Genomic DNA, 15,330 nt, shown 5'->3' on the forward strand with positions numbered 1-15,330 from the left:
TCCATCACGCCACGATCTTGCCCACACCTCCCTCAAGATCCAAGTGAGACACGCTCTAAGACCCATCGCTCACCGCGTCATTCAGCGCCCGGCGGAGCACAGCATGAGCCATCCCCACCGTGCGAGGGGAGTACGTCTTCGGGTTCTCCGGCGTCGAGCGCGTGGTCTCGGTCTTCAGCCGCTCACGTTGCCACGCTCGGATGTCGTCGGTGGTCAACTCGGTGATCTTCACCTTGGCCAAAAAAGTTGGGAGAATGTGTCCCTCGATCATCTGCCGGTAGCTATCTGCTGTGGACTCATCGAGATGGCCCGCCTCGACCTCGCCAGCGATGCGCACGTCGAGCCAGCGGTTCAGGTAGTCGCCGAGCTTCGGTGTGCGCCCGATCGACACCGGACGGCCTGACTCGACCTTGGCGAGGAGCGCCCGTAGCGCCTTCCGTGCAGCCTTCTCGTCATCGGCGTACACGACACGCCGGCGGCCGGACGGGAGAGTGACTGACGCGCACCACTTCCCGTCTGATTTGCGTTGGTAGACGCTGCCCTCGCCCTTGGGGTTCCGTTTCGTTGTCATGGCTAGCCGACCCGTCCCCGTCTTCCTGCCGGAAGGTGCCCGCGGCGCCGCGCCTCGGAGATCCAGCGATGGACGGTCCGTACTGGGACTCCGGTCTCGCGAGCGATCGCGGCAGCCGGCGCTCTGGATTCCTCGGCGTACTGCTTGTAGGCGCGCGCGACTTCTTCGTAGAAGGCATCCGTGCCATCCGGCCGGCCAAGGCCTCCGCGCATGGTCGGCTTTACGTGGTCAGCACGTTCGCGCATAAGCTCAGCCACATCGGCGCTTCGGTTTCGCAACTGGCCGAGCGTCAGGTCGTCATCGTCGGCGTCGCCGGGGTCGATCGCGCCAGGCTTGTTCTGGTGGGCTTCCCATCTTGCGAGTCGGAGCGCGCGCAAGGTCTCGCCGGTCAACGCCGGACCGTGCACGTATAGGCCGGTCACGACCCATCGCCCGGACGCGTCCTTCGTGTATCGCACGTGCACGCCGTCTGCACCCTCGGGTGGGTCACCGATCGTCTTCCAGCCGTTTCCGGCGCTCCCCCTGTCGCTTCGTTCCTCCGCCATGAGCCGCAGGTTAACCGCGTCCGAGTAGGTCCGTCAACGTGTTCGAGTATGTCAGCGTACTTGCGCGATCTGTGGCAGACGTGGTATTCCTTCCGTAGCCGCGTTAGAACGCGGACTTACTCACTGGGAGGATTGATGGTCGAGAAAGTCGGCTACTCGATCGAAGATGCCATGCAGGCGACCGGCCTCGGTCGCACCACGATTTTCGAATTGCTCCGCACTGGACAGCTCGAATCCATCAAGGTGGGCCGGCGCCGGATCATCCCCGCTGACGCTATCCGCGCCTACTTCGCCGCAGAGCGGGCGCGGCAGGCCGCGAGTGGCGGGGGCCAGGCGGCATGAGCGAGCAAAGAAAAGCCCGCCCCCAGTCCGGAGCGGGCTCCAAACAGGTGCCTGGACAAGTCCAGCATATGCGAGGTCTTTCCGATGCGGAAATCGCCGCGCGGCTACGGCTCGACACGCCGATGCGCCGCGCGCTCCGCGACATGACCCCGGCACCACGCTGGCTCGAAGACCTGCGTACCGAGATCGCAGAGTGCCGGATCGAGCAGCGGAGCCGCCGGGCGCTCGCCGAGCTTGAGCGGCTACTCGACACCCCGGAGGCGGTGCGATGACCACTGTCCCCACCGGCTTCTACGGCAAGCACTACCCGGAGACGGACCAGTGGGCCGACCGGGACGGCACGGTTCACGGCACCGAAACCAACACTTCTGACTCCCCAGTGTTGGAAAATTCGCGGCCGTCTACCAGACAAAACAACGGTTCTAACGGTTCTAACGAACATGCGAAGCTGTTGGCCGGAGTGCGTAACGGAACATGGCTTGACCAGCAGTCGTTTCCCCCGCTCGTCTACGCGGTCGACGGCCTCATTCCTGAGGGGTTCTCCCTGCTGATCGGACCGCCGAAAGCCGGAAAGTCGTGGCTGCTCGGCGGTCTACTGCTCGCCGTGGCCTCTGGCGGGTACGCGCTCGGCAAGATCCCGCTGAGCACCAAACGACCCGTGTTCTACCTCGCGCTGGAGGACGGCGACCGGCGGATGCAGGCGCGCGCCCGCAAGATCCTCGGCGATAGCGAACCGATCCCCGAGCTGTTCCACTACATCACCAAGATCGAGCCCGGCCAGGTGTTCGCGACCATCGAGGCGTTTCTGACCATCCACCCGGACACGGCGCTGGTAGTGCTCGACACGCTCGGGAAGGTCATGCCCAACGCGGGGATGGGAGAGTCGCCCTACCAGCGTGACTACCGGATCGGCAGCCGGCTCAAGCAGATCACTGACGGGCATCAGGGGCTCGCCATCGTCGTGGTGCATCACGACCGCAAGGCGTCCGCGGAGGACTTCGTGGACTCGGTGAACGCCACCAACGGCCTCGCCGGATCAGCCGACACGATCATGGTGCTGGATCGCAAACGCCAGTCCAGCGACGGACTGCTCAAGGTCACCGGCCGCGATGTCCCCGAAGCCGAGTACGCGCTCCAGATGATCGATGGACATTGGACGCTGGACGGGGCCAACCTCGCCGACGCCGCGGCGACCGCCCGCCGGCGAGCCGAGACGATCGAACTGGGCGACACCTCGAACGGCATCATCGCGTTCGTTGCGCAGCATCCGGAAGGTGTTGCCGCCAAGGAGATTCGCGACCGGTTCGGCGCCGGTGCTGACACCTACCTGAAGCGGCTCGTGGATTCCGACCGACTGGTGAAGGTCAAGCGCGGTGTCTACGCGGCTCCCGACCCTATCCAGACAACGGCGTCAGAACCGTTAGAACTGTTAGAACAGCAGGTCAACGCGCCAACCGAAACTAACAACGTGGCACAACCAGTGTTAGAAATGGCCGGCACCTCTAACGATTCCAACGGTTCTAACGGTGATCGTGACCAGACGGCAGATGTCAAGAACGAGCCCCCGAGCCGCTGCGACAGCTGCGCCCGACCCATGCCCCTGACCCAGACCCCAGACGGCGCGTGGCTCTGCCGCGACTGCAAGCCCGACCACGCGCTCAAGGCCGACACCGGCCGCTGCTGCAAAGACAGCGCCCTCACCCCTGCGTGCAAGCTCTGTGACTTCTCACCCACCTCCTGGAGGAAACCAGCATGACTGACCAGCCCGGCCCCAAACGGCCAACCCCACCACCAAAACGCAAGCCTGGACGGCCACGCGGCAGCGGCAAATACATCTGGCCACTCAAGCCGAAGCGCCCCGCCGGATCTCCTCGGCGACGCCGCCGCCGGCGCTGACCCGCTTTTTTTAAGCAAAAGGAAAAATTCGAACATCCCCGCCTACCTGTCCCTCCCTCCCCGGGTGTTTTGGCGTTTTCGGGTGTTTGTGACCGTTTCGTGAGGTTTTTGGGCTTTTGTGGGCGTTTCTGCGGTTAGATGTCCGATTATCGGACATAGTGTGCGATAATCGATCTCATGACTGAGACTGAGCGGAACGCGGCGATGGTCGCGACACTTGCGCTTTTGTCGGCGCAGAACGCATCGCGGGCTCTCGCCGATGAGAGGCAGCTGACCCTGCTCGGCCACCGGTATATCGCCGCTGGCCTGCCTGTGGAGGCCGTGTGTGTCGCCCTGCGCATCTCTAAGGCCACGTGGTATCGGCGGGTGGCTGAGCTGGACGACAAGTTGGCAGATGTGAGCCCGGCGGACGTGATAGCCGCTGCCGATCAGGCGCGGGCCGAGCTGAGGGAAGGTAGCGAACGATGCTGACCATGGAAAATCCGGTCTTGACGGCGCATCGCGCCCAGTACGAGAAGCTGCGCGCGGAGATCGAGAATGTGCAGTGGCGCAGCAAGGCCGAGAACCGCGACTTGACCGAGGACGAGCTGCGTCAGATCGAGGAGAAATCCGAGCAGCTGCGCAATGTCGCTGACCAGATCGAGTACCTGGTACGCAACCAGGAGCGGCAGAACGCGGTAGCGGCGGTGGCGACCCGGATCGGCATGGACACGAACGGCATCCCCAGGGATTCGGCCGAATGGGCTCCTCTCGGTACCAGCGTCCCCATGCCGATCGCCGAGGACAAGCCCCGGTTGGCGCACAAGATCATGCCGTCCCGCGAGGAGATGAACGAGCTGTACCGGGCGGTGCAGGACGGGCGGAACCTCCGGTTCACCGTTTCCGCAGCCCAGGATGCCCATACGCGCGCCGCGATCACCACGACCGACACCGGTACCCCGGCGGTGGCGCTGGACTACGGGCGGCTGCGTGAGCCTCGCCGGCTGGCCATTGCAGCGGGAATTCCGACCACCGACGTGGCCGGCGTGAGCGAGGCCGTGTATCCGGTGTTCGGCAGCGAGGGCGCGGCGGACATCGTGGAGGAAGGCGCGCTCAAGCCCGAGTACGACGACGTTTCCGAGGGTTCGGCGACCCCGCAGGTGATCTCGCTGTGGACGGACTACAGCCGTCAGGTGTCCTGGACCATGCCGTCATTCGAAATCCGGTTGCGGCAGAAGCTCGCCGCGCGGCTCTGCGCCCGAGAGGATCAGCTTCTCATCGGCCGGGTCAACGCCACCACGGGCGTGCAGACCTACACGGCCGGCACTGGCGAATCTCCGGTGGACTCGCTGCTTGTCGCCGCGGGAATGGTGCTCTCCAGCGATGTGGGCGCTGAACCGAACCTCGTCGCGATCAACCCCGCGGACCTGGTGCGCCTGTTCGGCAGCTCGACCGGCGGGTTCGGCGAGAGCCCGGAGGAGAACCTGCGTCTGCGCCTGCGCGGCATGGACGTGTACCCCACGTCCGCGGTCGCGGCCGGTTCGGCGGTGGTGGGCGCGTGGGATACCTGTGCGCAGGTGGTCATCGGTCTCCAGCCGACGTGGACCGTGGACAGCCTCTCGCAGGTCAAGAACAACCTGATCACGGTGCTTGTGGAAGAGGCGCTCACGCTGGCGATCGATGAGCCGACCGGGTTCGTGAAGGTCACCTTCGCCACGGCGGAGTAAAGCCGCCGCCCTGGCGCGCGCTGGGCGCCGCTGCCGGGCGGGGACGAGCGAGAGCCCCTGACGCGAGTGATGGTCCGTCGGGGGCTCTCGTGTCCCGTCAGGAGTACCGGCTGGCGAACTGGCGGATGCGCGCCGCGTCTTCGCCGAGGTCAGCGCAGATGCGGCAGCGCGGCGCGTCCCGCATGGCCTTGTCGTAGGCGCTCGGCACGCCGATGCGGTTGCACAGGGTCAGATAACCGGTTCCGCCGCGCGTGAACTGCCGCGCGACCACGAGGTGTTCCTGCTCGGCGAGGACGCGCCACTCCGGCGCGACCTGATTCGAGACGGCCACGGTTGCCACAGACACAGTGTAGAGCTGTGTATAGCAGTTGGCAGCTGTTGACAGTTATCGCGCTGTTTGCGCAGCTCAACGGCTGCCTACCGTGGAGTCGTGAGCACCGTCCCGCCCTTCAATCCGGACCCGGACGCGCCGGTCTACCTGTACGAACAGGTCGCCGACCACCTGCAAGCGCGCATCGAGGCTGGCGAGATCGGGCCGCGGCTGCCGGGCGAGCGGGCGTTGATGGACGAGTACGGCGTGGCTCACGGCACGATCCGCAAGGCCACGGACCTGCTCCGCGAACGTGGCCGCGTCGTCACGCTGCCAGGCAAGGGCACGTTCGTCCGCAAGGGCGAGTAGGCGGAAATCGCCGCGGCACATGGAGTCGAAATTTTGCGAGATCCCGCAAAATTTCCGGCGAGCAACGCCGGGGATGGCCGTTGCCAGTCTTTTTCGCCGATCTGTGAAAAAGACTGGTGGCCGCTCGCCCGATGCAAGCGGCGAGCACCGGCATGGACGTGACCAGGAATTTTACGGGATCCCGTAAAGTTTCTGGCTCTCGCGCACCGGCCCGCGAGTTTGCCCAGGTCAGACCGCTTGCGGGATCCCGTAACCGGTCTGATCAGGGACGATTCACAGCTGGATCGCGTGATGGAGGCGGCGAGACATGAGCAGCCTTTTTAGGGTCACCACTAAAAACGTGACCAGCGATTTCCTGGGATCGCAGGAAATCTGGTCGCCGCGGACCGGCCCGCGAGTTTTCGCAGGTCACTCAACTTACCGATCCCGGTAAGGTGGTCGACCGCCACAGGCGGCCGACCTTGCCCATCACCGGGCTACCCCCGGGCGCTGCTCGCGCGATTCCAGGGCGGCGATCAGGATGCGCAGGGCCTTAACGCGCCCTTCTAGCTCCTCGATACAAGCGAGGGCATCGGCGAGCAGGGCGCGCAGGTCCTCGATGGTGGCCGCGTCGTCCGCGGCAATAGGGTTACTCATTGGGTCGGAATCCTCCGTTTCCGATCAAGGTCCTCGGCTGATGCTGCGAACACCGCCGAGGGCCGTCCAATGTGGAATGCCATGTAGCGGACGATGTAGCGAATCATTAGAGTACGCAGAAGTCCGCTAACATACGCAATAGTCTGTGACCAGGGTGAAGATACGTTCACGAACTTGTACGAACTCAGTGCCTACACCTACGGATCAGAAGGTTAGGGGTTCGAATCCCTTCGGGCGCGCGTCTGGTTGAGACAGCAAGACCACGAGACCCCCTGGTGACAGGGGGTCTCGTGCTGTCTGGGGTCTTGCTGTGGGGGTGGGGTTGCGGCGGGGTTGCCAACTTATCGCCAGCTTTGCCTCGTGACGCTGGCTTGCCGAGGGGCACGACGTGGAGCGCTGGCGTCGGTGACTTCGGCCGCCCGGCGTCAGTCCTCCAGCGGCAGATACAGCTCCGTGCGGAGTTCGGCCGGGTCCATCTCCGGCGAGGGCTTCGTCGCGTAGACCTCCCACCACAGCGAGCCGGGGCGCAGCTTCTGGGCGCCCAGCCACGAGTGGAGGCGCTGCCACGATTCGGGCAGACCGTCGTAGCCGCCGACGTGGACCAGGCGAGCGATGCGGCCGCCCGGGAGCTTGCCCGGTGTCACCTCTCCGTTCGGTTCGACCGGCCGATCCGTGGCAAAGCCGATCTCGACATCCACGCGCTCCGGCGTGAACGACCGGTACAGCGCGAACGCAGGCCCTGCGATCTCGATCCCCTGGGCGGCGATCGTCGCGGGCAACGCCTGGAAAGCGCTGTCGAAGAAGCCCGACAGCTCAGCGAGTGGCAGCTCACGACGGATCACCGCCGTCACCACGGGCTCCGCGACCACGATCTCCGGTTCGACACTCATGCACGCCTCCACTTTCGACTCTCGCAGGTATGGACCTGGGAACGGCCGAGAACTCATCGGTGGAGATCAACCGGACTTGAGGAAGCGCTCGAAGCGTCGTTGGAGCCGGTCGGGATCGGGGCGATCGTTGCGGGAGTGGGGCAGCCGGATCTGCTGCTCGTGCAGCTTCTGCAGGCCGTACTGCAGCATCGGCCCGCCTTCGTCTTCGAGCACGACCCGCGCGATGTGGATGGTGTAGTCAGGCGAGATGCCGAGTTGCTCGTTGTCGTACGCCGCGTGGTGGAGCTTGCAGAGGCTCAAACCATTGGAGATCACGGGCGCCCCGTCGTCCTCCCCGTCCGCGATGATGTGCGCCGCGTCGAGCAGGTTGCGGTAGGGCAGGTCGCAAGCGGCACACCGCGTCTCGTACGCGCGCAGAACGGTGGCTCGGAAGGCGGGCTGGTGCAGGCGCTGTCGGGCCACCCGCCGGGAATACCGCTTCTCCGCGTCCGTCAGATCCTGCTTGGTGTCGTCGAGCCGCAGGTCCGGATCGAACGAGATGTAGAACCGCTGCATGGCCCGCTCGTCGGCCACGACGTAGGCGGGGAAGGCGGGGACGTACCTGCCGGTGGTGATCTTCGCCAGGAAGATGATCGGCAACTCGAGTTCGTACGCCCGGCGGAGCTTGGTGTTGTCGCCGAACTCGGTGCCCGATCGGTAGGCGTAGCTGTAAAGCCCGTTCTCCTGCGGGCCGTCTTGGTAGGAGCTGACGTCCGACGACATGATCGACAGGGTGGCGAGCAGATCCTTCGGGTTGCGGATGCCCCGGTTGCGGTCCAACAGGCTCAGATGCTGCCCGTCCACCTCGAAGCGCGTGAGCTCGTCGCGGGTCAGGCTCCCGTCGGGAGAAGCCTCGACCGCTTCCTGCAGCAGATCCATGACGCGTTGTCTCAGGCGCCGTTCCTCAGCAAGGTTCACCCCTCGCTTGTACCACGTACTACCGAAAACCCCTGGTCTCCGGTATCTCGCCTGGTTAGGGTGGGCGCGGCACTGCTGGCTCGGGGATTGGCGGTCCTGGCGGATGGGTACTTCCTCGCGTATGACTCGCACGCTGCTCGGGATCTATCTCAACGATCACCTTGCCGGCGCGATGGCGGGGGTGGACCTGGCCAGACGGCTCGCCCGCAGCGAGGGCGAGTGGGCCGGCAACGGCAAGCTCGAGCGGCTCGCCGAGGAGATCGAGCAGGACCGGGCCGCCTTGCTGGAGATCATGGCCGCGCTGGGTGAGCCCGTGCGGCGCGTGGAGATGTGGACGGGCCGGCTCGCGGAGAAGGTGGGCCGCCTCAAGCTCAACGGGCGCGTGGTGCGGCGCTCCCCGCTCAGCAGGCTCGTCGAGCTCGAGGCGATGCGGCTCGGTGTCGAGGGCAAGGTCGCCGGGTGGCGCACCCTCCGCGTCCGCGCCGCCGTCGACGCGCGGCTCGACGCCGACCGGCTCGACGAGCTGATCGCCGGCGGGCGCAGCCAGATCACGCGGCTCGAGCGGTTGCGGGCGCGGGCCGCCGAGGAGCTGTTCGGCAGCGGGGGCGAGTGATCTCCCTGGCGCGCAAGGAGATCCACTCTGTCCCCTGTGGACGGACGGCGAGTTGTCCCCAGGTGTGGGCAACGCTGTGGATCACCGCGCCGCCGCGAGTCCCTCCCTCCTGACGCTCTCCCGCCAGCGGCAGGCGACCCGGCGCGCGCCCGTGACGTTCATCCGCCACCGGGCCATCGCCGTGCTCACCTGGAACCGGTTCGCCACCGAATGGTCCGACCACCCGCGGAACGCGGCGATCCGCGCGGCGTCCGTCGGCACCAGCAGCTCGCCGGACAGCTCCGCCGCCTCCTCCTCCAGCCACCGCACCGCCGACCGGCAGCCGTTCTCGTCCGCCAGCATCGGGCCGAACGGGTGCTCCAGCAGCACGTGCGCCATCTCGTGCGCCATCGTCGAGCGCCGCCGCCGCCACGGCTGCACGTGGTTCTCGATGATCACCACGCCGCTCGGCTGCAGCGGCACGAGCGCCGCGGAGAACACGTGCGGCCGCACCTCCGTCAGGTACCGCACCGATTCCGGCGGCAGCACCGGGTTGGTCAGGTCGAAGGTTTCGACGCCGTACAGCTTCGCCAGCTCGTACGGGTCCAGCGGGTCGAGCAGCCCGATGCCCAGCTCCTGCCGCACCTCCAGGGTGATGGCCCTGGCCTCCTTCTTGAAACCGCGCCGCAGTGCCACTTTCAGCCTCCCTTGTGGCGAGCCCTCATGTGCCTCAACGTGATGCCGACGACGTCCAGCACGTGCTGCTGGTCGGCCTCGCTGAGCTCCTCCTCCGCGCGCAGCAGTGGCGCCAGCTGAGCCTCCAGTGACGGCCTGGCCCGCTTCTCCCGCGCGCCCTCCGGCCACACCATGAACGTCTCCGCCGGCATCCCGAGCCACTGCACCAGCGCGATGAACCCGTCGAGGTCCGGCCGGTGCCCGTTGCCCATCCTGCTGACCAGTGACGGGCTCACCCCGGCCTCGGCCGCGAGCTGGCGCCACGACAGGCCTCTGGCCTCCCGCTGCGCGTCCAGCGCCGCGTACAACCTGGGTGCGTCGAGCCTTCCGGGCATCTTGGACTTCCTTCTTGTGGGCTATCCTTGCGCGGTTGAAACGGGGTTGCGGGTGTGAGACACTTTTGCTTGTCGGGAACATTGTTGCACCTCTGCAACTCTCCTGGGGGAGGAATTGTGTCATGAAGTGCACCGTCTACTGGGTTTCGCCCCTGCTGGGCAGCTGGGACGTGCGACGGATGGGGCAGGTCGTCTCGCATCACGGGTGCAAGCGCGAGGCGGTGCGAGCCGCCGCCGGGCTGGCGCGGCGGGACCGGCCCAGCCTGCTGCAGATCCAGCGGCGGGACGGTTCGATCGAGAGCAGGCGCGTCTACCGGCGGGGTGCGCCGGTGCCTGGTGGATGAGCCCCCTCGGGGTGGTTGTTCGAACATGGGTTCGATACTAGGGAGGGGGTGTGACAGTGGGGGGCGGGTTGGGGCTGGGGGGCTTCTTCAGGACTTGACGAGGCGCGCGATGGCGTCCGATGCCTCGCGCACCTTGATCTCGGCCTCCCGGCCGCCCGCCTTCGCCGCGTCGACCACGCAGCTGGAGAGGTGCTCGTCGAGCAGTTCGAGCGAGAACGACTGCAGCGCCTTGGTCGCGGCCGAGACCTGCGTGAGGATGTCGATGCAGTACTTGTCCTCTTCGACCATCCGCTGCAGCCCCCGGATCTGCCCTTCGATCCGGCGGAGCCGCTTGAGGTAGGCGTCCTTGTCCCCGCTGTAGCTCGCCATTTCGCTGCCCACCTTCGTTCTCGGCTTCTGCTCGATGATACCCGCTCCCCGTATCCCGAGACAGAACTGAAACCTGATCTACCTGTTCATCTGATTACTCTGTCAGGTGTGATCAGGCGCGACTGGGCGGCCGTGGCCGCCATGGCGGTGTTCGTGGTGGTGCTCAACGCGGTGGGCTGGGGGGTGCTGACCCTGTTCGTCGTGCCCGAGCACTACCAGATCGGGAACGCGCAGGTGTTCGGCATCGGGCTCGGCGTCACCGCGTTCACCCTGGGCATGCGGCACGCGTTCGACGCCGACCACATCGCGGCGATCGACAACACCACGCGGAAGCTGATCGCCGACGGGCAGCGCCCGCTGACCGTGGGGTTCTGGTTCTCGCTCGGGCATTCGACGATCGTCTTCGGGCTGTGCCTGCTGTTGTCGCTCGGCGTGCGCGCGCTGGCCGGGCAGGTCGAGGACGATTCGTCGACGCTGCACCAGATCACCGGGGTGATCGGGGTGTCGGTGTCCGGCGTGTTCCTGTGCCTGCTCGGGCTGGTCAACCTGGTCGTGCTCGCCGGGATCCTCAAGGTGTTCCGCGGGATGCGGGAGGGGAGGTTCACGGAGGCGCAGCTGGAGGAGCAGCTGAACAAGCGCGGGCTGCTCAACCGCGTGCTGAGCCGCACGACGGCGGGTGTGCGCAAGCCGTGGCACATCTACCCCGTCGGCGTGCTGTTCGGGCTCGGGTTCGACACCGCCACCGAGGTCGGCCTGCTGGTGCTGGCCGGGGGAGCGGCCGCGTTCTCCCTGCCGTGGTACGCGATCCTCGTGCTGCCGGTGCTGTTCGCGGCCGGGATGACGTTGTTCGACGCGGCGGACGGGGTGTTCATGCACCGCGCCTACGACTGGGCGTTCGCGCAGCCGGTGCGCAAGATCTTCTACAACATCACGGTCACCGCGTTGTCCGTGGTGGTCGCCCTGCTGATCGGGGTGATCGAGCTGATCAGCGTGCTCACCGAGCGGCTGGGGATCACCACGGGACCGCTCGCGGCGATCGCCAACCTGAACCTCGACTACGTGGGATTCGTGATAGTCGGGTTGTTCCTGGTGACGTGGGCCGTCGCGGTGCTGGTGTGGCGCGTCGGGCGGATCGAGGAGCGCTGGGCGCTGCCCACCGAGTGAAGGTGTCCCCGATACGGGTAGGGGGTAAAGTCGGCGGTATGACTGAGACCAGCTACACCGTCACGGGGATGACCTGCGCCCACTGCGTCAAGGCGGTCAGCGAGGAGGTCGGCAGGATCGAGGGCGTCGAGTCCGTCGCCGTCGACCTGCCCACCGGGGCGCTCACCATCGTCAGCGAGCGCCCGCTCGATGACGCCGCGGTCCGCGCCGCCGTCGACGAGGCCGGGTACCAGGTCGCCTGACATGCCCGGCACGGCGGAGCGGCTCGAGCTCGTGATCGGCGGGATGACGTGTGCGTCCTGCGCGATGCGGGTGGAGAAGAAGCTGAACAAGCTCGACGGGGTCACCGCCACGGTCAACTACGCCACCGAGAAGGCCGAAGTGACCTTCCCGGCGGGCGTGGACCCGCAGCGGCTGGTCGAGACCGTCGAGGCCGCGGGCTACACCGCCACGTTGCCGCGGCCGGAGACCGAGGAGCCCGACCCCGTGCGCCCGCTGCGGCACCGGCTGGTCGTGTCCGCGGTGCTCGCCGTGCCGGTGATCGTGCTCGCGATGGCTCCGGCCCTGCAGTTCGACTACTGGCAGTGGGTGTCGCTGGCGCTGGCGGCCCCGGTGATCACGTGGGCCGCGTGGCCGTTCCACCGCGCCGCGTGGACGAACCTGCGGCACGGCGCCGCCACGATGGACACGTTGATCTCCGTCGGCACGCTCGCCGCGTTCCTGTGGTCGCTGTACGCGCTCGTCTTCGGGGACGCCGGGACGATCGGCATGCGGCACCCGTTCGAGCTGACGATCGGTCCCTCCGGCGGGGACGCCGTGTACTTCGAGGTCGCCACCGGGGTGACCGCGTTCCTGCTGGCCGGGCGTTACTTCGAGGCGCGGTCCAAGCGGCGGGCGGGCGCGGCGTTGCGTGCGCTGCTCGAACTCGGCGTGAAGGACGTCGCTGTGCTGCGGGACGGGACCGAGGTCAGGATTCCCGCCACGCAGCTGTCCGCCGGTGACCGGTTCGTCGTCCGTCCCGGCGAGAAGATCGCGACCGACGGCGTGGTGGAGGACGGTTCCTCCGCGGTCGACGCGAGCATGCTGACGGGCGAGTCCGTGCCGGTGGAGGTTGGGCCGGGCGACCCCGTCGTGGGGGCGACGGTCAACGCCGGTGGCCGGCTGGTGGTGCGGGCGACGCGCGTCGGCGGGGACACGCAGCTGGCGCAGATGGCGAAGCTCGTCGAGGCGGCGCAGACGGGGAAAGCGCAGGTCCAGCGCCTGGCGGACCGCGTCGCCGGGGTGTTCGTGCCGATCGTGCTGGGGCTGTCGCTGGTCACGCTCGTCGGCTGGCTGATCGCGGGCGGCGCGCCGTCCGCCGCCTTCACCGCGGCGGTCGCGGTGCTGATCATCGCGTGCCCGTGTGCGCTGGGCCTGGCGACGCCGACAGCGCTGCTCGTCGGCACGGGCCGTGGCGCGCAGCTGGGCATCCTGATCAAGGGCCCGGAGGTGCTGGAGAGCACGCGCCGGATCGACACGATCGTCCTCGACAAGACGGGCACCGTGACCACGGGCCGGATGGCCCTGGTCGACGTGCACCTCGCCCCCGGCGTGGACCGGGCCGAGGTATTGCGGCTGGCGGGCACCCTGGAAAGCGCTTCCGAGCACCCCATCGGCAAGGCGATCGCCGCGGCGGCGCCGGAACCGGGCGAACTGACCGAGTTCGGCAACGTCGAAGGGCTCGGCGTGCGCGGGGTCGTCGACGGCCGCGAGGTCGTCGTGGGGCGGGCCGCGTTGTTCGGGGAACTGGGTGAGCTTGCCGAGGCGAAAGCGGCCGCCGAGGAGCGGGGGCGGACGGCTGTGGTCGTCGGCTGGGGCGGGCAGGCGCGCGCGGTGCTCGCGGTCGCGGACACCGTCAAACCGACGTCCGCCGAGGCCATCACGCGGTTCCGTGAGCTGGGGCTGCGGCCGGTGCTGCTGACGGGTGACAACGAGGCGGTCGCCAGGGAGGTCGCGCGCGAGGTCGGCGTCGACGAGGTGATCGCCGAGGTGCTGCCCGCCGACAAGGTCGACGTGGTCAAGCGCCTGCAGGACGAGGGGCGCCGCGTGGCGATGGTCGGCGACGGTGTGAACGACGCGGCCGCGCTCGCGCAGGCCGACCTGGGCCTGTCGATGGGCACGGGCACGGACGTCGCGATCGAGGCCGGGGATCTCACGCTCGTGCGCGGTGACCTGCGCGCGGCGGCCGACGCGATCCGCCTGTCCCGGCGCACGCTGGCGACGATCAAGGGAAACCTGTTCTGGGCCTTCGCCTACAACGTGGCGGCGCTGCCGCTCGCGGCGGCGGGGCTGCTGAACCCGATGATCGCGGGCGCGGCGATGGCGTTCAGCTCCGTGTTCGTGGTCAGCAATTCCTTGCGCCTGAGGCAGTTCCGGTAGTCAGTGGTGGTGCTCCTGGTCGGGGGCGCCACCCATCATCCTGAGCATGGGCAGGCCGCCGCTGCGGACGAACCGGACGACCAGTGCCGCGGCGAGCACCAGGAACGCGATGTTCAGCCACGTCGTGTAGTTCCACGTCACCCCTGCTTCCACGACCTGCGCGTCGCGGGCTTCCGGGGTCAGCCCGGTGACACCGAACAGCAGCTCCACGAGGTAGCCGGCGGCGACCATCGCGGCGTAGAACGTGCCGAGCACCGTCAGCGCCATCCGCGTGCCGTAGTACTTCCGGTAGATGTTCAGGATCGGCAGGATCAGCAGGTCCGCGAACAGGAACGCGACGACGCCGCCGAAGCTGATGCCCCCGTTCCACAACACCGCGGCGAGCGGGACGTTGCCGATCGAGCACACGAAGCTCAGGATCGCCACGACCGGGCCGATGACGGGACCCCACAACGCCGAGCCCAGCGGGTGGTCGGTGAGGAAGAAGCCCTGCCAGAACGACTCGGGCACCCACGCCCCGATCGCGCCCGCGATCAGCAGGCCCACCACCAGGTCGCGCAGGATCGCCGCCCATTCCATGACGAACACATGCGAAACCGAGGTGAACCCCTCCGCGGAGAGCAGCCTGCGCCAGAACGAACCCTCGCGGCCGACGGACATGTCCATCGCCGCATGCCCTTCCATCGAACCGGCGATGCCCTTCTCCGCTTGGTCACGGGCCTTGCGCAGCAAGCGTTCCCGTACGAACAGCCGGAACAGCAGTGCGACGAACACGATCATCAGCGGGCCGCCGACGAACTCCGCGACGGTGAACTGCCAGCCCAGCAGCAACGCCAGCAGGATGCCCAGCTCGACGACGAGGTTGGTGGACGCGATCTCGAACGTCATCGCCGCCGTGAAGTTCGCGCCCTTCCGGAACAGCGACCGCGCGAGGGCCACCGCCGCGTACGAACAGGACGACGACGCCGCCCCGAGCCCGGCGGACACCGCCAGCGTGCCGGGGCGGTCGTCGCCCAGGAGGCGCACGATCGTCGACTTGCGCACGACCGCCTGCACGACGGCGGACAGGGCGAACCCCAGGACGAGGGCCCACAGGACCTCCCACGCCATGGAGCCCGCGAGCGCGAGTGCCTCGCCGATCGCCTTCATAC

General features: G+C 67.5%; 21 protein-coding genes. 11 read left to right on the forward strand and 10 right to left on the reverse strand.

Annotated features, from left to right (window positions below; genetic code table 11):
* Positions 1–55: 55 nt before the first annotated feature.
* Both ABFX51_RS33005 and ABFX51_RS33010 read right to left on the reverse strand, forming a co-directional pair.
* The gene (locus ABFX51_RS33005) at positions 56–466 is read right to left on the reverse strand and encodes an N-terminal phage integrase SAM-like domain-containing protein (protein WP_346056068.1); all 411 of its coding nucleotides are present in this window, start codon (positions 464–466) and stop codon (positions 56–58) included.
* Positions 467–573: 107 nt separating this feature from the next.
* A complete protein-coding gene (locus ABFX51_RS33010; protein WP_346056069.1) occupies positions 574–1,116 on the reverse strand; it encodes a helix-turn-helix domain-containing protein in 543 nt (180 codons plus the stop codon).
* A 135-nt stretch (positions 1,117–1,251) separates the two neighbouring features.
* Between ABFX51_RS33010 and ABFX51_RS33015 the strand changes: the two genes are divergently transcribed.
* The 5 genes from ABFX51_RS33015 (at position 1,252) to ABFX51_RS33035 (ending at position 5,060) form a co-directional block, all read left to right on the forward strand.
* On the forward strand, positions 1,252–1,458 hold the full coding sequence (locus ABFX51_RS33015; RefSeq protein ID WP_346056070.1) for a helix-turn-helix domain-containing protein: 207 nt from the start codon (positions 1,252–1,254) through the stop codon (positions 1,456–1,458).
* Positions 1,455–1,730 (forward strand): hypothetical protein, encoded by a 276-nt coding sequence (locus ABFX51_RS33020; RefSeq protein WP_346056071.1) that lies wholly within the window; start codon positions 1,455–1,457, stop codon positions 1,728–1,730. Before ABFX51_RS33015 ends, ABFX51_RS33020 begins: the two co-directional genes overlap by 4 nt.
* A complete protein-coding gene (locus ABFX51_RS33025; RefSeq protein ID WP_346056072.1) occupies positions 1,727–3,214 on the forward strand; it encodes an AAA family ATPase in 1,488 nt (495 codons plus the stop codon). Before ABFX51_RS33020 ends, ABFX51_RS33025 begins: the two co-directional genes overlap by 4 nt.
* Before the next feature lie 317 nt (positions 3,215–3,531).
* Entirely contained in the window at positions 3,532–3,825 is a 294-nt protein-coding gene (locus tag ABFX51_RS33030; RefSeq protein WP_346056073.1) for a hypothetical protein, read from the forward strand.
* Entirely contained in the window at positions 3,819–5,060 is a 1,242-nt protein-coding gene (locus ABFX51_RS33035; protein ID WP_346056074.1) for a hypothetical protein, read from the forward strand. The genes ABFX51_RS33030 and ABFX51_RS33035 overlap by 7 nt, the downstream gene beginning before the upstream one ends.
* A 97-nt stretch (positions 5,061–5,157) precedes the next feature.
* Here ABFX51_RS33035 and ABFX51_RS33040 read toward each other — a convergent pair whose 3' ends face one another.
* On the reverse strand, positions 5,158–5,400 hold the full coding sequence (locus ABFX51_RS33040; RefSeq protein ID WP_346056075.1) for a hypothetical protein: 243 nt from the start codon (positions 5,398–5,400) through the stop codon (positions 5,158–5,160).
* A 90-nt stretch (positions 5,401–5,490) separates the two neighbouring features.
* Here ABFX51_RS33040 and ABFX51_RS33045 point away from each other — a divergent pair, with 90 nt between their 5' ends.
* Positions 5,491–5,739, forward strand: coding sequence for a winged helix-turn-helix domain-containing protein (locus ABFX51_RS33045; RefSeq protein ID WP_346056076.1), 249 nt, complete (start codon positions 5,491–5,493; stop codon positions 5,737–5,739).
* 468 nt (positions 5,740–6,207) lie between these two features.
* Here the strand turns inward: ABFX51_RS33045 and ABFX51_RS33050 are convergent, their stop codons facing one another.
* From ABFX51_RS33050 to ABFX51_RS33060, 3 genes are all read right to left on the reverse strand, one after another.
* Positions 6,208–6,375 carry a hypothetical protein gene (locus tag ABFX51_RS33050; protein ID WP_346056077.1) on the reverse strand — a complete coding sequence of 56 codons (168 nt, stop codon included), beginning with the start codon at positions 6,373–6,375 and terminating at the stop codon, positions 6,208–6,210.
* A 425-nt stretch (positions 6,376–6,800) separates the two neighbouring features.
* The gene (locus tag ABFX51_RS33055) at positions 6,801–7,265 is read right to left on the reverse strand and encodes a GyrI-like domain-containing protein (RefSeq protein ID WP_091509169.1); all 465 of its coding nucleotides are present in this window, start codon (positions 7,263–7,265) and stop codon (positions 6,801–6,803) included.
* 66 nt (positions 7,266–7,331) lie between these two features.
* A complete protein-coding gene (locus tag ABFX51_RS33060) occupies positions 7,332–8,183 on the reverse strand; it encodes an HNH endonuclease (protein WP_091509166.1) in 852 nt (283 codons plus the stop codon).
* A 160-nt stretch (positions 8,184–8,343) separates the two neighbouring features.
* On the opposite strand from ABFX51_RS33060, the gene ABFX51_RS33065 reads away from it, so the two are divergent.
* Complete coding sequence (locus tag ABFX51_RS33065; RefSeq protein WP_245783124.1) at positions 8,344–8,835, forward strand: hypothetical protein; 492 nt, start codon at positions 8,344–8,346, stop codon at positions 8,833–8,835.
* 81 nt (positions 8,836–8,916) lie between these two features.
* Here ABFX51_RS33065 and ABFX51_RS33070 read toward each other — a convergent pair whose 3' ends face one another.
* Together ABFX51_RS33070 and ABFX51_RS33075 are read right to left on the reverse strand one after the other, a co-directional pair.
* Complete coding sequence (locus ABFX51_RS33070; RefSeq protein ID WP_091509162.1) at positions 8,917–9,510, reverse strand: ImmA/IrrE family metallo-endopeptidase; 594 nt, start codon at positions 9,508–9,510, stop codon at positions 8,917–8,919.
* A 2-nt stretch (positions 9,511–9,512) separates the two neighbouring features.
* Positions 9,513–9,884 (reverse strand): helix-turn-helix domain-containing protein, encoded by a 372-nt coding sequence (locus tag ABFX51_RS33075; RefSeq protein ID WP_091509159.1) that lies wholly within the window; start codon positions 9,882–9,884, stop codon positions 9,513–9,515.
* Positions 9,885–10,006: 122 nt separating this feature from the next.
* Here ABFX51_RS33075 and ABFX51_RS33080 point away from each other — a divergent pair, with 122 nt between their 5' ends.
* Positions 10,007–10,228: a DUF2188 domain-containing protein gene (locus tag ABFX51_RS33080; protein ID WP_346056079.1), complete on the forward strand. Its 222-nt coding sequence runs from the start codon at positions 10,007–10,009 to the stop codon at positions 10,226–10,228.
* 87 nt (positions 10,229–10,315) lie between these two features.
* Here the strand turns inward: ABFX51_RS33080 and ABFX51_RS33085 are convergent, their stop codons facing one another.
* On the reverse strand, positions 10,316–10,597 hold the full coding sequence (locus ABFX51_RS33085) for a metal-sensitive transcriptional regulator (RefSeq protein WP_091509155.1): 282 nt from the start codon (positions 10,595–10,597) through the stop codon (positions 10,316–10,318).
* A gap of 108 nt (positions 10,598–10,705) precedes the next feature.
* Here ABFX51_RS33085 and nicT point away from each other — a divergent pair, with 108 nt between their 5' ends.
* The 3 genes from nicT to ABFX51_RS33100 are packed head-to-tail and all read left to right on the forward strand — an operon-like array spanning position 10,706 to position 14,179.
* Entirely contained in the window at positions 10,706–11,761 is a 1,056-nt protein-coding gene (gene nicT, locus ABFX51_RS33090) for a Nickel transporter NicT (protein ID WP_487046924.1), read from the forward strand.
* Between the two features lie 38 nt (positions 11,762–11,799).
* Entirely contained in the window at positions 11,800–12,003 is a 204-nt protein-coding gene (locus ABFX51_RS33095; RefSeq protein ID WP_091509149.1) for a heavy-metal-associated domain-containing protein, read from the forward strand.
* Position 12,004: 1 nt separating this feature from the next.
* Positions 12,005–14,179 carry a heavy metal translocating P-type ATPase gene (locus ABFX51_RS33100; protein ID WP_346056080.1) on the forward strand — a complete coding sequence of 725 codons (2,175 nt, stop codon included), beginning with the start codon at positions 12,005–12,007 and terminating at the stop codon, positions 14,177–14,179.
* Here ABFX51_RS33100 and ABFX51_RS33105 read toward each other — a convergent pair whose 3' ends face one another.
* Positions 14,180–15,328, reverse strand: coding sequence for a permease (locus tag ABFX51_RS33105; protein WP_346056081.1), 1,149 nt, complete (start codon positions 15,326–15,328; stop codon positions 14,180–14,182).
* Positions 15,329–15,330: the final 2 nt, after the last annotated feature.

It is taken from the genome of Amycolatopsis dongchuanensis (assembly GCF_039542405.1).
Taxonomy (GTDB): Bacteria; Actinomycetota; Actinomycetes; order Mycobacteriales; family Pseudonocardiaceae; genus Amycolatopsis_E; species Amycolatopsis_E sacchari.

What these genes read in the sequence shown, in the direction of transcription:
- ABFX51_RS33010 (WP_346056069.1), bottom strand. Translation starts at nt 1,116, where the DNA reads ATGGCGGAGGAACGAAGCGACAGGGGGAGCGCCGGAAACGGCTGGAAG.
- ABFX51_RS33015 (WP_346056070.1), top strand. Translation starts at nt 1,252, where the DNA reads ATGGTCGAGAAAGTCGGCTACTCGATCGAAGATGCCATGCAGGCGACC.
- ABFX51_RS33020 (WP_346056071.1), top strand. Translation starts at nt 1,455, where the DNA reads ATGAGCGAGCAAAGAAAAGCCCGCCCCCAGTCCGGAGCGGGCTCCAAA.
- ABFX51_RS33025 (WP_346056072.1), top strand. Translation starts at nt 1,727, where the DNA reads ATGACCACTGTCCCCACCGGCTTCTACGGCAAGCACTACCCGGAGACG.
- ABFX51_RS33030 (WP_346056073.1), top strand. Translation starts at nt 3,532, where the DNA reads ATGACTGAGACTGAGCGGAACGCGGCGATGGTCGCGACACTTGCGCTT.
- ABFX51_RS33035 (WP_346056074.1), top strand. Translation starts at nt 3,819, where the DNA reads ATGCTGACCATGGAAAATCCGGTCTTGACGGCGCATCGCGCCCAGTAC.
- ABFX51_RS33050 (WP_346056077.1), bottom strand. Translation starts at nt 6,375, where the DNA reads ATGAGTAACCCTATTGCCGCGGACGACGCGGCCACCATCGAGGACCTG.
- ABFX51_RS33055 (WP_091509169.1), bottom strand. Translation starts at nt 7,265, where the DNA reads ATGAGTGTCGAACCGGAGATCGTGGTCGCGGAGCCCGTGGTGACGGCG.
- ABFX51_RS33060 (WP_091509166.1), bottom strand. Translation starts at nt 8,183, where the DNA reads ATGGATCTGCTGCAGGAAGCGGTCGAGGCTTCTCCCGACGGGAGCCTG.
- ABFX51_RS33065 (WP_245783124.1), top strand. Translation starts at nt 8,344, where the DNA reads ATGACTCGCACGCTGCTCGGGATCTATCTCAACGATCACCTTGCCGGC.
- ABFX51_RS33075 (WP_091509159.1), bottom strand. Translation starts at nt 9,884, where the DNA reads ATGCCCGGAAGGCTCGACGCACCCAGGTTGTACGCGGCGCTGGACGCG.
- ABFX51_RS33080 (WP_346056079.1), top strand. Translation starts at nt 10,007, where the DNA reads ATGAAGTGCACCGTCTACTGGGTTTCGCCCCTGCTGGGCAGCTGGGAC.
- ABFX51_RS33085 (WP_091509155.1), bottom strand. Translation starts at nt 10,597, where the DNA reads ATGGCGAGCTACAGCGGGGACAAGGACGCCTACCTCAAGCGGCTCCGC.
- ABFX51_RS33095 (WP_091509149.1), top strand. Translation starts at nt 11,800, where the DNA reads ATGACTGAGACCAGCTACACCGTCACGGGGATGACCTGCGCCCACTGC.
- ABFX51_RS33100 (WP_346056080.1), top strand. Translation starts at nt 12,005, where the DNA reads ATGCCCGGCACGGCGGAGCGGCTCGAGCTCGTGATCGGCGGGATGACG.
- ABFX51_RS33105 (WP_346056081.1), bottom strand. Translation starts at nt 15,328, where the DNA reads ATGAAGGCGATCGGCGAGGCACTCGCGCTCGCGGGCTCCATGGCGTGG.